The following is a 14083-nucleotide window of genomic DNA, read 5'->3' on the forward strand; positions in this document are numbered from 1 at the left end:
ATTAGCTCATTTTATATACGCGACCTTCGAACGGTTTCAAGTGAAGGAGCGTCGATTCAATATCGCCTTCAATCGGCATGTTGCTCAAGACGACATCTTGCGCGCGGAGCGTTTGATCCATATCAAACATCGTCTCTTTCGCCGTCAAGTTCGTGACGACGAGGTACTGCGTGTCGCCAAGCGTACGCGTATATGCATAGACTTCCGGGTGATCCGGTAAGACGACATCATACGCACCGTAAACAAACGTCTCATCGTCTTTACGAAGTTGAATCATCTCTTTATAGAAGTTAAAGATGGAGTCCTCATCTTCAAGCTGTGATTCGACGTTGATGTCTGTATAGTTCGGGTTGATGCCGACCCATGGCTTCTCTGCAAACGTGAAGCCGGCGTTCGGAGCATCACTCCATTGCATCGGTGTGCGGGTGTTGTCGCGTGACGAGTTCCACGTGATGCGCATCATCTCGTCATGACTCTTTCCTTGCTCGACACCGATATAGTAGCGATTGCGTGTCGCGATGTCGTCATATTGATCGATTGAATCGAATTTGACGTTCGTCATCCCAATTTCTTGACCTTGATAGATGAACGGCGTTCCTTGCATGAGGAAGTACATCATCGCAATCGACTTGGCGCTCTCTTTCCAATAACGCTCATCGTCTCCCCATTTCGAAACCGTACGTGTCTGGTCATGGTTTTCGACGTAAAGTGCGTTCCACCCGTCAGCTTCGAGACCCTTTTGCCATTTCGTCAACACGTTCTTCAAGTGGACGACATCAAGTTTCGAATCGGCGTCTTCACTCCAAAGGTCCATGTGTTCGAATTGGAAGACCATGTTCATCTTCCCTTCTTTTTCACCGACCCAAAGGTGTGCATCGTCAGGTGATACACCGTTCGCTTCACCGACTGTCATGATGTCATGTTTATTGAACGTCTCGTCACGAAGCTCTTCTAAATAGTCGTGAATCCCGTCCACGTTCATGTGCATCTCGAACGACGGTACAAAGTCAAGGTCGTTCGGGTTCGGCAAATCGGCGAACGTCGGATTCTTGCGGATATGGCTGATTGCATCGACACGGAACCCGTCGATTCCTTTTTCGAGCCACCAGTTGATCATGTCGTATACAGCTGTGCGCATCTCAGCGTTTTCCCAGTTGAGGTCCGGTTGTTTCTTCGAGAAGACGTGCAAGTAGTATTGCTCCGTCGCTTCATCGAATTCCCAAGCCGAGCCGCCAAAGATCGATTCCCAGTTGTTCGGCTTCGATCCGTCCGGTTTGCCGTCACGCCAGATGTACCAGTCCCGTTTCGGATTGTCTTTTGAGCTCTTCGATTCAATGAACCAAGGGTGCTCATCTGACGTATGGTTGACGACGAGGTCGAGCAATAGCTTCATACCGCGCTGATGCACTTCATCTAATAAACGATCGAAGTCTTCCATCGTACCGAATTCGTCCATGATGTCTTGATAGTCACTAATGTCATACCCGTTATCATCGTTTGGCGATTTGTACATCGGGCAAATCCAGATGACGTCAATGCCAAGGTCTTTCAAATAGTCGAGCTTATCAATGATTCCTTGAATGTCTCCAATTCCGTCTCCGTTCGCGTCATAAAAGCTACGCGGGTAAATTTGATAGGCGACGGCTTCTTTCCACCAGTTGCGTTTAAGCGTTTGTGTTTGTTGTTCTCGTTGTAAAAGTTGCATGTGATCTAGATACTCCTTATCCCAAAACTCACTGCTCATCATATATAATCATCTTATTCGTGCTGTGAACTTTATATCATTAGCGCAATCGTTTGCACGATGCAATAAATTTATCTTACCAAAAAACATTCGATGATACAAAGATGTTTCATCAGCATACTCAACGTGTACCCTACACGATGTTGAAAAGAAATGAAAGCGAGGTGCTTCACCATGTTTCGATTCGCTACACTTGATGACTTTTCAGCAATCGACCAATTGATTGTAAAAAAAGCGAAAGAGTTTCAAGCGGCCGGAAAGTCACAATGGGTCAAGTATTTGGAGCCGAGTCGTTCCGAATATGTCCGCCATGATTTAATGAAAGGGTCCGTGTTTGTGTATGAACGTGACGCGCAAGTCGTCGGTGCGGTCAGTCTGATTCCACCGACCGATTGGGATCATAATCTATGGAATGACGCGGACGGTGCCGTCTACTTGCACCGACTCGTCACGGACTCGAACGTAAAAGGAGAACGCATCGGCGAGCGTTTGATGCAGTACGCCCTATCCCACACTGCTTCGACCGTTCGATTGGATTGCGTCGCAGACAACACGTTCTTGAATGGGTACTATCCTCAATTCGGCTTCCGCTATATCGGAGAACGGAACGGATTTTCATTGTTTGAAAAACAGGCTTGACCTTGACGTGACGTCAACCTTTACGCTTGTTCTAAGGAGGTGAAGGGATGTATACGATTCAACAACTTGCGTCACTCGCCGGAACGACGACACGGACGCTTCGCCATTACGACTCGATTGGATTACTCGTCCCCATGCGTGACGACAATGGCTACCGCCGTTATACGTCACGTGATGCCGAGCGTCTACAGCTCATCTTACTGTATCGAACACTAGACGTGCCGCTCGATCAAATCGGGCATTTGCTCGATGCATCGACATTTGATCGAGTCAAGGTGTTGAGCGAACATGTTGAGGCGTTACGCCAAAAAGCCGCCTACTTCGCGCAACTCGCGCAGACGGCGGAAGCGACCCTCACCTCACTCAAAGGAGGGATTCCGATGGAAGACAAGTCATTGTTCGAGGGATTATCTTATGAAGAGATTCAAGCACATGAGGCAAAACATCAAGACGAGGTAATTGAGCGTTGGGGAGACAGTTCCGCTTACGAAACTGCGCAAGAACGAGCTGCGAAGCGCTCGAAAGCAGACTGGGAACGTATGAATCAGATGCAACTCGATTTGATTGCACCACTCGTCGATTTGTTTCGTTCACAAGTCGCAATTGAAGATGACCGCGTTCAATCGGTCGTCAGAGACAATCATCTGTTCATCCACACTCACTTTTATGATTGCTCGCTCGACATGTTCAGCGGACTCGGACAGATGTATGTAGCGGATGAGCGATTCACCGAATTTTACGATCGCTTCGAACCGGGTCTGGCATCCTATTATAACGATGCCATCCAATATTATTGTATCGCCAACAGTTAAGTCCAAGCCTCAGGCTTGGACTTTAATTTGTCGTCGGTCTGGTTGTACGAGATCTAGTGTTTCGATGTGTCGGCGTAACATCGGTAACACCGTAGTGAGTTGTAAATAGGGATAGGTGGCAAAATTGTCGGTCCCACCTTTATAGATAACCGCGCGATCGAGGATGCTCCATCCTTGTGCTGTCCACTGTTCGAGCGTCGCCTCACAGAACGAAGGTTGGGATTGAATCGCCCAGTAGGCTTGTAGCTGCCCTTCCGCCGTTGATGGACGGATTGTAACGATTGGACATGTCCATTGATTCAATCGACTCGGCTCAATTGGTCCGGTTTCATGAATCACGAGCAGTTTCGGCGCGAGCCGTTCAAGCCACATCATCGTCTTATCGTCGTTCAAGGAAGAGACATGAATGAGGTGATGAGGAGGAATCGGAGAATCCTGTAATGGATATCGCTCCCTCACTTCTCGAATCCGGGCTTGACTTGACCATTTCATGAACGGTGTGGCCCATCGAATGTATTGATGGCTCATCCATTGTTTGAGCGACTGCGGTCGATGCTCGATGGGACCGTCTTCTTGTATGACATGTGTCACGCCTAAATCGCGGATGGCGTGATAGACAAAAGCAGATGTATGATGGTCACTAATCATGAGTACAATCGGTCTAGTCATCTCCCTACCCCTCCCACGTTCACTTTTGATCCGTCATTTCATGAATCCCAAGTTCGCATAGAGCCCGCTTCCATGAACCGAATCGTCTCGACACTTTTGCGACGCTTGGTTTATTAAAACGCTTTGCCCATTTTTGATACGTAATCGCGTTGAAAGGCTTTAATACTCGATACGCTTCATATAACGCTTGTACAATCTCCGCCTTGTCTTTTGAGGGTTGGACGGTGAAATGCTCCTCTTCTAAACGCTCGACCGCTTTAACGGCGAGACTCCACGACCCGAAATGGTTAATAATATCGCCTAATGAAGGAACGCTTCTTCCGGATGCCCATCGCCGATATTGAGCACTCGTTAGCCTTCCTTCTTCTACCGATGCAAGCCGAAGTGCCTGAATCATATCCTGGGATTCATAACGTCTTATTTCTAACAATCCCGATGCCTTCAGGGCATTCGTCCATGTCCCATATACAGATAAAATGTCAAGAAACGTGGGAGCATTTTGTCCTTGGCTCCATCGTTGATATTGTGTCACCGTGAGAGATGGAGTCAGAGATGCTGCGGTTTGAAGCGCTTGAATGATCTCTGCTTCCGTTTTCATTTCATATCCTCCTTACACGCTTTTTTCTTTCACGAAATGGCGTGTATCTAGCACGGCTTGAATCACTTTCTGTTGTTCACCAATCGTCAAGCTCGAACTCGACGGCAAGCAAATACCATTTTCAAATAAATGACGACTCACGTCTTCCTTGTCCACCGTGACGTATTCTGCATCTCGATAGAGGGGCTGTAGATGCATCGGCTTCCAGACTGGCCGTGATTCAATCCCTGCATCGCCTAACCGTTGAATCAACTGATCACGGCTGGCGATGTCTCGTCCGAGTTGCATGGCGGTCAACCAACGATTCGCACGAGAGAATGGAATTTCTTGTTGATACGTGACATCGATCGTTGAAAACATTTGTTCATACCGACGAAAGACGTTGCGCCGTGCCCGTACTCGTTGTTCGATGACCTCAAGCTGCCCCCGGCCAATTCCCGCCGACACGTTGCTCAAGCGATAGTTGTAACCGACTTCTTCATGCTCATAATGTAAGACGTTTTCCCTTGCCTGCGTTGCCAGTTTCAACGCATATTGGCGTTGGCTGTCAGAGCTGAGCAAAAGCATCCCCCCGCCTGACGTCGTGATGATTTTGTTCCCATTGAAGGAATAGAATCCGATGTCACCGATTGTACCGGTCATCTGCCCTTGCCAAGTCGCTCCGAGTGATTCCGCAGCGTCTTCAATCAGGGGCACCCCAAACTCTTGGCAAATGTGACGAATCTCTCCGATTTTCGCGACCACCCCGTATAGATGGACGACGATGACTGCTTTCGGCAACTTTCCTTTTGTAGCGGCTTGGACAAGTGCTTTTCGCAATGCTTCCGGTGACATGTTCCACGTCTCTTGTTCTGAATCGATGAATACTGGGGTCGCCCCGACATACAGAATCGGATTGACCGAAGCGACGAATGTGAGCGACTGACAAAAGATGACATCCCCTCTTTCGATTCCTAACGTTAATAGAGCGAGGTGGAGTGCCGCTGTGCCCGAACTCGTCGCGAGTGTATACGGATGATCGACATATTTCCCAAGCTCTTCTTCAAAAGCGTTGACGTTCGGACCGAGTGGCGCAATCCAATTGCTTGAGAACGCTTCTTCCACATATGCCATCTCTCGTCCGGACATGTGCGGTTTCGATAATAAAATATTCATGTGCTCATGTCCTCCTTCATCATGGTTTGATAGGCGTCATACCATTCAATGGTCTGTCGCAATCCTTCGTGCAGTGAGGTTCGTGGTCGAAATCCAATCATCGCTTCTAGCGTAGGTAAATCGGTTTCTTGAAAGACATGTTCACGCATCGGAAGAGATATATGGACGGGTCGATGGAGCTGATGTCCAATTTCAGCTAATAGTGTTTGGACATGTACGTAATCGGAGGCATCAATTCGGAACTGTCCAACAAGCGACAATCCCGACTGAATCAATTTGATGACTCGAACGACGGTTTCAACCACATCATCGATATAAGATGCTTTTACAATATCTGTTGCATAGTATCCGACCATACGATGACCTTGATCGACGGCGAGTACCGCTTTTGAAAAAAGTGTCGTCGGATCATCCCAAGGTCCGTAGACATCCTCTGTAATGAGGTGAAGAGCTGATGACGAGTGACGAGTCTGTTCAACAGGAAGGTCGAACGTGATGAATGATTGAATCGGCACTCGACTTTTTTGATTCATGACGAGTTGCTTCACTTGCTCGTAACGTTCGATTTTTCGCTCCTGATTTGTGCTAGAAGACCCACTGCATAGAATGACATGATTCGGTTCATACATCGTTGCAATTTGGCGCATATGTGGTTTGTGGAAGACATCTGTCCGAATGAGATGGAACGATGGGTGAGACAAGACGTATAGCCGCTGTCTCGCGAGTTGCGTTTTCGCTTCTCCTTCGTCATCAATGCCAATCACTTCGTATCCTTCTTTGAGTAGTCGTCGAGCAAGATGGAATCCCTTGAACCTGGACACACCGATCACCATGACACGATCCATTGCACTCCCCCCTTAATTTCCATCGACGACACGGATATGCACTTGCCGAGCCGGGATAAATTCAAATCCACTTGTAAAAATTCGTTGTAGATCGCCATCAATGTCGTCACTGTTCGCAACGAACAGTAAAGCGTCCGTCAATGCTGGACCGTTCGGTCGAAAGTGTTCGATTAACCGCAAAATCGGAGCGACCGATGTGAAAGGACGCGTACAACCAACAAAAATTTTCGGGAAGATGTTGGCATCTGGATCTAATTCATTTGTGGCTAACAATTCTTCGTATAATTTCTCCCCAGGCCGGATTCCCGTCACTTCGATCGGGATCTGCTCAATCGTAAATCCACTGAGTTCAATCATCTTCTTCGCTAAGTCGATGATTTTGACCGGTTCTCCCATATCGAGGACAAAGATTTCCCCGCCTCGGGATAATACGCTCGCTTGAATGACGAGTCGACTCGCTTCTGGAATCGTCATGAAATAACGTGTCATCTCCGAATCTGTTACGGTGACCGGTCCTCCTTGGGCAATCTGTTCCTTGAAGAGAGGGACGACCGAACCACGACTGCCGAGAACATTTCCGAATCGAACGACTGCGAAGATCGTATCGCTTGAACGCGCTTTTTCTTGGACAATCATCTCTGCGATTCGCTTCGTCGACCCCATGACGTTCGTCGGATTGACCGCTTTATCGGTCGAGACCATCACGAATCGATCGACCCGATATTTCGAGGCCACATCGACCATATTTTTCGTGCCATAAATGTTATTTTTGACTGCTTCAAGTGGGTTGTCTTGCATTAATGGAACGTGTTTGTGAGCTGCCGCATGGTAGACGATTTCTGGGCGATACGTTTGAAAGACGTGTTCGAGTCGCTCTAGGTCTTGCACATCTCCGATGACTGGATGCAGTTTCGTCTCAAGCCCCAGTCCGTTCAATTCTTTTTCGATTAAATAAATGCTGTTTTCACCATGTCCGAGAAGAATCATCTCGGCCGGTTTGAACTTAATCAATTGACGACACAGTTCCGAACCGATTGAACCTCCCGCTCCTGTCACGAGGACTGTGGCCCCTTCCACGTGTTTCGAGATGCCTGAAATATCAAGTTGTACAGGTTCTCGTCCCAACAAATCCTCGATCTTTACTTCGCGAATTTCATTGATCGAAACATTTCCGGTCGCCAGTTCAGATAACATCGGCAGTGCGTGTGATTCCACCCCGGTCTTTTCAATCCGCTTCAACAACTCGATTCGTCTCGCGTGCGCCAAGCTCGGGATAGAGAAAATCACGACCTCGATTCCTTGCTCCTCAATAATTCGTTCTAAATCGTCTGTCGTTCCGAGAATCGGAACACCGTGTACATATAAAGAGGCGAGCATCGGATCGTCGTCTAGAATTCCAACTACATGAAGTACGTTCGTCCGATATTCTTTTAACTCGCGAACGATGAGCTGTCCGGAGTTCCCGGCTCCGATAATCAGTGTTTTCCGTCCTTGGGGAGCAGCATGTGGTTTGAACGTATGCAGGACGTGATGTCGGGCCAAAAAACGCGTGAATAAAATCAGGTTAAATGCTAGCAGCCCTTGCACCGTAATCATGACGCCGAGTCCACGTCCGAATTGAAACTGATTGTAGGCGAATAGAATCAGGTCGCTACTGATCAACGCAATGGTTACTTGTTTCATTTCATGGATTGAAGCGTAACGCCAATCGATTCGATGAATTTTCAAAATTGCTCCGACGAGCATAAAGCTAATCATCTTAATCGATACCATCAGCAACAGATCATATGTTGTTGCGGTATACGGCATCACTTTCGAAAATAAAATGTCAAACGTCATATATAAGACGATTGAGACGATTGCGATATCGACGCAGAAAAATAACAAGTTTCTGCGATTTCTTCGATATACGTTGACGAGTGTAGCCATCGTGTATTGCACCTCCAAATGTCTAGTTGATTGATCGTGTTGGGTATGGTGTGCGAAGAAAGCGTTGATGCTAGTAAACTACCCGAGTCGTTGTAACAAATTTAAGGATAATGCGAGCTTTTTGTTATTAATGAAATCGCTGTAACAAATAAGTTCACAAAGTTATTCTCATCTTTTCTTTCACATAATGAATAATTTTCGCCCGAGCGGGAATGGAAAGAACATACCAAATAAAATTGGATGTTGTTGACAACTATGTTTTTGATCAAAAAGGAGGTACCCGTCACGCATCGCTGCTTCACTTCTGTACGACCAATCTAACAACATACATGTTCATTCACACCAAGAGACCTTCTGAGACGCCCGTGAGCGTTCACACAAAAGGAGAGACACCAAGATGAAAAAATGGACACGACCTCAAATCGTACAAGCTTTGCAATTGGCTGCCCAAGAATACGCAGAACTTGATTCCAAACAATACAGTGTTTGGTCTCATGACAAAAATGTCCCTTCCCTTTCCACCGTCATTCACCAATTTGGTTCGTGGCGCGAAGCCCTCGTTGCAGCACAAATCAAGCTTTCGTTTCATTATTATTCAGACGAAGATATTCTACGTGCGTTAAACAAAGCTGCAGAAGAGCTCACACTATTCACGAGTCAAACGTACCGAGAATGGTCAAAAGTGACACGTTCGCCTTCTCTCACACTCATCAGCAGTCGTTTTGGTTCATGGTCGAACGCACTCCGCGAAGCCAAACTTCAAACAACCGCCGCTAAAAATAGTGAGGAACGCATCATACAAGCATTGATCGAAGCTTCGGAAGAACTCGAACGCCTCACGTCCCAACATTATGCCGTTTGGGCGCAAGAACGCGGCTATCCGACCGTGGCGACTATCGCTCGAAAGTATGGTTCTTGGAGCTATGCTCTTTTCGTGTTAGATATCGCTCCTCCAAAACGAAAATGGGATGAGGAAGATGTGATTGAAGCCCTCCGGCTTGCGAAAAAAGAATTGCCCCACTTCAGCATCCTTCATTATCGAAAATGGGCGGAAGGTCGAAACGTACCAAGTACATCGACCATCAACGTCCTCTTTGGAAGCTGGACGGCCGCTCTCAAATGCATGGAAGCGCAAAAAGTGACGCAATGATGTAAAACGAAAGCAAAATAAGCGCCGACTCTTTTGAGTCGGCGCTTATTCATGTAACGATTGCGATATACAGTGGGATACCGATCAATAAGTTGAACGGGAACGTGACCGCAAGGGAAAGGGTCAAATAAAAGGACGGTTTTGCTTCCGGGACCGATGCTTGTAGCATCGCAGGAGCTGCGATGTATGAACCGCTCGCTGCTAGTGTCATGAGGAGAATCGTTCCTCCTTCCGAAAGACCAGCAACACCCGCCGCCAAAAAGCCAACCAATGCCCCAATCAATGGGAACAGCATTCCCATGGCGACAAATTTCAGTCCATATGACGGTACGGTCTTCAATTGTTGTCCCACTTTTACCCCTAAACCGAGTAAAAAGAGGAGCAATACGCCCGGGAACAAGTCGACAAAGAATGGTTTGAGCGGCGTCGCGTCTGGCGTCACGAGTCCGACAACAAGACCCGCAAGCATGAGCAAGATACTTTTCGAAAATAAGCTATCCCGAAGGACAGACAGTGAGTTCGTCTTGCCCGACGTTGCCGTGATCCCCATTACCTGTGTTTGGTTATACAACAGTAACGCCACAATCAATCCTGGGATTTCGAGCACGACGACCAATGTCGTCATGAACGGTTCATACCCAATCCCTAGTCGCTCGAGTTGCGTCGATGCGGCCACATAGGTCACGAGCGAGACGGACCCGAACGTCGCAGCCATGGCAATCCGTTCAGGAAAAGTGAACTTCAGGAGACCTCCTGCAAGAAATGCGAGGAGCGGTAACAATATGCCAATCAATAGTGTGACGGTCAGTGGTAATGCGATTTCTTCTAGTGATACCGAGGCGAGTCCCATCCCCCCTTTTAATCCAATAGCGAGTAGTAAGTAAATGTTGAGCGTCGTGCTCAGCGAGTCAGGAATCTTCAAATTCGATTTCCCGACTGCGGCGATTACACCCGTCACAAATAGAAGCACGGGAGCGCTCGTCAATAGAAATACAAACAATTCCATATGTTTTCCTCCTTGGCGACAAAAAAGCGCACACCTAAAAAAGGCGTGCGCTGTATGCCGACGGCTCGAATAATCGCTCCGTCTAGCCGACAACTGTCGGTTAATTAAATTAGTCAGTAGCTCCGTAAGAAGATCTCGAAAGCACGCTTCATAGTGACTCGTCCATTCGCTCCGCTCACGTCTCTGCCTTTTATTTTAAAAAGTCGACGATTCGTTGTCAATCGGTTTGATCCCACGGTGCATCTAAACGAAAGACGATGAGACGCTCCCCCGTTTTCGTACTGATGTCCGTGTGGAGCGAGACAATGGAATGACCGAGCACTTGCCCGACAATCGTTTCAAGTTGACTGCGCCCCGATTCGACGAGATTGTTGCGGTACTTTTTCAGTTGCTCGCGACCTGCCGACTTGGTGGCCAAGTCATACTCAGCCGGCGTCAACACCCCTTGGAGCGTAACGATGGCCAGGTCCCGAAGCAGGTCTGCCTTACACGTCAATGACCCGCGACCCAAGTATTCTTTCTCCCATTGGGTGATCCGGGCGCTCAGTTCCATTTCCAGCTGACCTTTTTTCCGCATTTACTTCACGAATCCAATCATCATCTCACGAAGAATTTTTGCTGCCGCGATGGCTGTCATATCCGACTGATCGTATGCCGGTGATACTTCGACAAGGTCTGCACCGATGATGTCGAGATCTGCATTCGCAATCGCGTGTACTGCTTCTAGCAATTCTTTCGTCGAGATGCCACCGATTTCTTGTGTGCCTGTCCCTGGTGCTGCTGACGGGTCGAGGACGTCGATATCGATTGTGACATATACTTTTTTCCCTGCGAGCGTCGGTAAGACGCGTTTGAGTGGCTCGATGACCTCAAATTGATGCATGTTGTAACCAACTTCACGCGCCCACTCAAACTCTTCTTTCATCCCTGAACGGATTCCGAACGAGTAACAGTTCGATGGTCCAATCAAGTTCGCCGCTTTTTTAAGCGGAGTCGAGTGTGAGAGAGGCTCGCCTTCATACTCATCCCGAAGGTCGGTATGTGCATCTAAGTGGATGATGACGAAGTCGTCACCATACACGTCATGCATCGCCTTGATGATCGGCCATGTGACGAGGTGCTCGCCACCCATTCCGAGTGGGAACTTGCCTGCTTTGACGATATCTTTGACGAACGCCTCGATCATGTCGAGCGACTTTGGTGCGTTCCCGAACGGAAGTGGAATATCTCCCGCATCGTACACCGCTGCATCTGCCAAATCACCGTCTAAATAAGGGCTGTATTCCTCAAGTCCGATCGATACTTCACGAATCCGGTTCGGACCGAAACGCGAGCCCGGACGGAAACTGACCGTCCAGTCCATCGGCATCCCATAAAGAACCGTCTTCGCCTCTGTCACCTCTGGGAGACTGGCGATAAATACTTTACCTGAGTATGCTTCATCAAAGCGTTTGATCATTTTGTCAAATCCTCCACGAATTTCGGAAGGACGAATGCCGCGTTATGAAGCTTCGGCGTGTAGTATTTTGTTTCGATGTCATGGAAACGCTCAGCCGATACTTGTTCCGGATCGTACTTCTTCGAACCGATCGTGAACGTCCACATGCCGCTCGGGTAAGTCGGTACGTTCGCCGTGTATAGTTTCGTGATTGGGAAGATTTCCTTCACGTCACGTTGAACCGTTTGGATGAGTTCTGGCGTGAACCATGGGTTGTCCGTTTGTGCGACAAAGATGCCATCTTCTTTGAGCGCTTTCGAAATGCCTGCATAGAATCCTTTTGTGAAGAGGTTCGCTGCTGGTCCGACCGGTTCTGTCGAGTCGACCATGATGACGTCGTACTCGTTCTCTGACTTGGCGATATGCATGAAACCGTCACCGACGATGACTTCAACACGTGGGTTATCAAGTTCACCGGCAATGTTCGGCAAGTATTTCTTCGAATATTCAATGACTTTCCCGTCGATATCAACGAGAACCGCTTTTTCAACTGATGGGTGTTTCATGATTTCACGGATGACACCGCCGTCTCCCCCACCGACTACTAGCACATGCTTAGGATTCGGGTGTGTGAAAAGTGGGACGTGTGCGACCATCTCGTGATAGACGAATTCGTCCTTATCCGTCGTCATGACCATCCCGTCAAGTAACAACATCGTTCCGAACTCGTCCGTTTCGACCATTTCTAGTCGTTGAAACTCCGTTTGTTCGCTCTCATAAACGTGGTTTACACGGAACGTGATCCCGTAATCTTCTGTTTGGTGCTCCGTAAACCATAATTTTAATTTTTGGTCCATCGATAGAACCCCTTTCTGTTCAAAAAGTTGTTCGTATGCGAGTGGCGTTTTGAGGCGCTTCTTAATCATACGATAGGAAGTATACAAAACCTGTACCCATTTTGCACGATTTTTTTGAAGAATGATTCCCGAATGTGAGTTTTTTGTGAGACGTGACCGATATACTGAATGAACCAATTTTAAATAGAAAGGTGGAATAGTATGTGGTCACCCTGCGCTTCTTGTAATACAACAATTCCTTTGATTGCTCAAGGGACACTCGTCACGACATTCCAGGAATACCCGTATACATCGTTTGAAGAACTAGATGCACTTCTCACACAAGCAAACGGAATGGTCTACTGTGTTGATCCTGCATCGAACCGTCAGACCCCGCCGCTTGAGGTCGAAGTGTTAAAGGATCAGCTTGCCAATCGGCATATCATTGAACAGATTCAGCACGGCACGTTTGAGAGTCATCTCCAGCCCATCATCTTCCTCGATTCTACGGAAACGTTCGGATACGAAGCACTTCTCCGTAGCGGTGCCAACATCTCGCCTTATGATTTATTCCGGACGGCAAACCGTTTCGGTCTTCATTCGAAGCTCGATCAGCGGGCTCGTGCTGAGGCGATTAAAGCGACATACGAAGTCGTTGCCCCTCACCAAAAGACATTCATCAACTTCTTACCCTCAACGATTTACAACCCGGACTATTGCCTCCAGCATACGTTCGACATCATCGACCGATATCAACTGAGCCCGGATCGCTTCATCTTTGAAGTCGTCGAGACGGAAAAGGTACATGACGTCGATCATTTACAGCACGTATTTTCTACATATAAAAAACGGGGGATGCAAGTTGCATTAGACGACGTCGGTGCAGGCTTCTCGACCATTGATATGTTGAAACGACTCGAGCCCGACTATGTCAAAATCGATCGTTCGTATATTTCGTTTTGCGATGAAGACGCCGAAAAACGGGAGTTCCTCAAAAAAGTACGTGCTTTGACAAACACGATGGGCATCACGCTCCTCGCCGAAGGTGTCGAGCGCATCGAAGAAGCCGATGTGTGCCGTGAGCTCGGATTCGATTTGGCGCAAGGTTATTTCTTCGGAAAACCAGCTCCTGCCAAAGAGTACGTCATTAAAACAGCATGAACCCGTTTCTTTATTCCAAGTGTAGGCATCGACTTCGTCGGAAGCCTGCACTTTTTTATTTTCCATGGTGAACAGAACCTATTCCCCACTTCTGTCGGATT

The 14083-nt window shown here is 47.9% G+C and carries 14 protein-coding genes; 4 read left to right on the forward strand and 10 right to left on the reverse strand.

What is annotated here, in order from left to right:
- Position 1: 1 nt before the first annotated feature.
- Positions 2–1705: a glycoside hydrolase family 13 protein gene (locus tag KNO75_RS09375; RefSeq protein ID WP_214821324.1), complete on the reverse strand. Its 1704-nt coding sequence runs from the start codon at positions 1703–1705 to the stop codon at positions 2–4.
- A 213-nt stretch (positions 1706–1918) separates the two neighbouring features.
- Between KNO75_RS09375 and KNO75_RS09380 the strand changes: the two genes are divergently transcribed.
- Both KNO75_RS09380 and KNO75_RS09385 read left to right on the forward strand, forming a co-directional pair.
- Positions 1919–2383 (forward strand): GNAT family N-acetyltransferase, encoded by a 465-nt coding sequence (locus tag KNO75_RS09380; protein ID WP_214821326.1) that lies wholly within the window; start codon positions 1919–1921, stop codon positions 2381–2383.
- Positions 2384–2430: 47 nt separating this feature from the next.
- Positions 2431–3195, forward strand: coding sequence for a MerR family transcriptional regulator (locus KNO75_RS09385; RefSeq protein WP_214821328.1), 765 nt, complete (start codon positions 2431–2433; stop codon positions 3193–3195).
- Between the two features lie 9 nt (positions 3196–3204).
- Here the strand turns inward: KNO75_RS09385 and KNO75_RS09390 are convergent, their stop codons facing one another.
- Genes KNO75_RS09390 through KNO75_RS09410 form a run of 5 tightly spaced genes read right to left on the reverse strand, consistent with a single transcriptional unit; the run spans position 3205 to position 8391 of the window.
- A complete protein-coding gene (locus tag KNO75_RS09390; protein ID WP_214821330.1) occupies positions 3205–3864 on the reverse strand; it encodes a hypothetical protein in 660 nt (219 codons plus the stop codon).
- A 19-nt stretch (positions 3865–3883) separates the two neighbouring features.
- Positions 3884–4462, reverse strand: coding sequence for a hypothetical protein (locus KNO75_RS09395; RefSeq protein ID WP_214821338.1), 579 nt, complete (start codon positions 4460–4462; stop codon positions 3884–3886).
- Between the two features lie 12 nt (positions 4463–4474).
- The gene (locus KNO75_RS09400; protein WP_214821340.1) at positions 4475–5617 is read right to left on the reverse strand and encodes an aminotransferase class I/II-fold pyridoxal phosphate-dependent enzyme; all 1143 of its coding nucleotides are present in this window, start codon (positions 5615–5617) and stop codon (positions 4475–4477) included.
- Positions 5614–6462, reverse strand: coding sequence for an NAD-dependent epimerase/dehydratase family protein (locus KNO75_RS09405; protein WP_214821342.1), 849 nt, complete (start codon positions 6460–6462; stop codon positions 5614–5616). Before KNO75_RS09405 ends, KNO75_RS09400 begins: the two co-directional genes overlap by 4 nt.
- Before the next feature lie 12 nt (positions 6463–6474).
- A complete protein-coding gene (locus KNO75_RS09410; protein ID WP_214821344.1) occupies positions 6475–8391 on the reverse strand; it encodes a polysaccharide biosynthesis protein in 1917 nt (638 codons plus the stop codon).
- Between the two features lie 397 nt (positions 8392–8788).
- On the opposite strand from KNO75_RS09410, the gene KNO75_RS09415 reads away from it, so the two are divergent.
- A complete protein-coding gene (locus KNO75_RS09415) occupies positions 8789–9541 on the forward strand; it encodes a homing endonuclease associated repeat-containing protein (protein ID WP_214744652.1) in 753 nt (250 codons plus the stop codon).
- Positions 9542–9590: 49 nt separating this feature from the next.
- Here the strand turns inward: KNO75_RS09415 and KNO75_RS09420 are convergent, their stop codons facing one another.
- The 4 genes from KNO75_RS09420 to speE form a co-directional block, all read right to left on the reverse strand.
- Positions 9591–10547: a sodium-dependent bicarbonate transport family permease gene (locus tag KNO75_RS09420; RefSeq protein ID WP_214821346.1), complete on the reverse strand. Its 957-nt coding sequence runs from the start codon at positions 10545–10547 to the stop codon at positions 9591–9593.
- Between the two features lie 217 nt (positions 10548–10764).
- Positions 10765–11124, reverse strand: a complete 360-nt coding sequence (locus KNO75_RS09425) for a Na-translocating system protein MpsC family protein (RefSeq protein WP_214821354.1) — start codon at positions 11122–11124, stop codon at positions 10765–10767.
- Positions 11125–12006, reverse strand: a complete 882-nt coding sequence (speB, locus tag KNO75_RS09430; RefSeq protein ID WP_214786188.1) for an agmatinase — start codon at positions 12004–12006, stop codon at positions 11125–11127.
- Positions 12003–12842: a polyamine aminopropyltransferase gene (gene speE, locus KNO75_RS09435; RefSeq protein ID WP_012727429.1), complete on the reverse strand. Its 840-nt coding sequence runs from the start codon at positions 12840–12842 to the stop codon at positions 12003–12005. The genes speB and speE overlap by 4 nt, the downstream gene beginning before the upstream one ends.
- A 201-nt stretch (positions 12843–13043) precedes the next feature.
- Between speE and KNO75_RS09440 the strand changes: the two genes are divergently transcribed.
- Positions 13044–13982 (forward strand): EAL domain-containing protein, encoded by a 939-nt coding sequence (locus KNO75_RS09440; protein ID WP_214821356.1) that lies wholly within the window; start codon positions 13044–13046, stop codon positions 13980–13982.
- The last annotated feature ends 101 nt before the right edge of the window (positions 13983–14083 follow it).

Origin of the sequence: Exiguobacterium sp. s35 (genome assembly GCF_018617535.1) — a bacterium.
GTDB classification, from domain to species: Bacteria; Bacillota; Bacilli; order Exiguobacteriales; family Exiguobacteriaceae; genus Exiguobacterium; species Exiguobacterium aestuarii.

Coding starts and splice junctions, on each gene's coding strand:
- KNO75_RS09375 (WP_214821324.1), bottom strand. CDS start 1,705: ATGCAACTTTTACAACGAGAACAACAAACACAAACGCTTAAACGCAAC.
- KNO75_RS09380 (WP_214821326.1), top strand. CDS start 1,919: ATGTTTCGATTCGCTACACTTGATGACTTTTCAGCAATCGACCAATTG.
- KNO75_RS09385 (WP_214821328.1), top strand. CDS start 2,431: ATGTATACGATTCAACAACTTGCGTCACTCGCCGGAACGACGACACGG.
- KNO75_RS09390 (WP_214821330.1), bottom strand. CDS start 3,864: ATGACTAGACCGATTGTACTCATGATTAGTGACCATCATACATCTGCT.
- KNO75_RS09395 (WP_214821338.1), bottom strand. CDS start 4,462: ATGAAAACGGAAGCAGAGATCATTCAAGCGCTTCAAACCGCAGCATCT.
- KNO75_RS09400 (WP_214821340.1), bottom strand. CDS start 5,617: ATGAATATTTTATTATCGAAACCGCACATGTCCGGACGAGAGATGGCA.
- KNO75_RS09405 (WP_214821342.1), bottom strand. CDS start 6,462: ATGGATCGTGTCATGGTGATCGGTGTGTCCAGGTTCAAGGGATTCCAT.
- KNO75_RS09410 (WP_214821344.1), bottom strand. CDS start 8,391: ATGGCTACACTCGTCAACGTATATCGAAGAAATCGCAGAAACTTGTTA.
- KNO75_RS09415 (WP_214744652.1), top strand. CDS start 8,789: ATGAAAAAATGGACACGACCTCAAATCGTACAAGCTTTGCAATTGGCT.
- KNO75_RS09420 (WP_214821346.1), bottom strand. CDS start 10,547: ATGGAATTGTTTGTATTTCTATTGACGAGCGCTCCCGTGCTTCTATTT.
- KNO75_RS09425 (WP_214821354.1), bottom strand. CDS start 11,124: ATGCGGAAAAAAGGTCAGCTGGAAATGGAACTGAGCGCCCGGATCACC.
- speB (WP_214786188.1), bottom strand. CDS start 12,006: ATGATCAAACGCTTTGATGAAGCATACTCAGGTAAAGTATTTATCGCC.
- speE (WP_012727429.1), bottom strand. CDS start 12,842: ATGGACCAAAAATTAAAATTATGGTTTACGGAGCACCAAACAGAAGAT.
- KNO75_RS09440 (WP_214821356.1), top strand. CDS start 13,044: ATGTGGTCACCCTGCGCTTCTTGTAATACAACAATTCCTTTGATTGCT.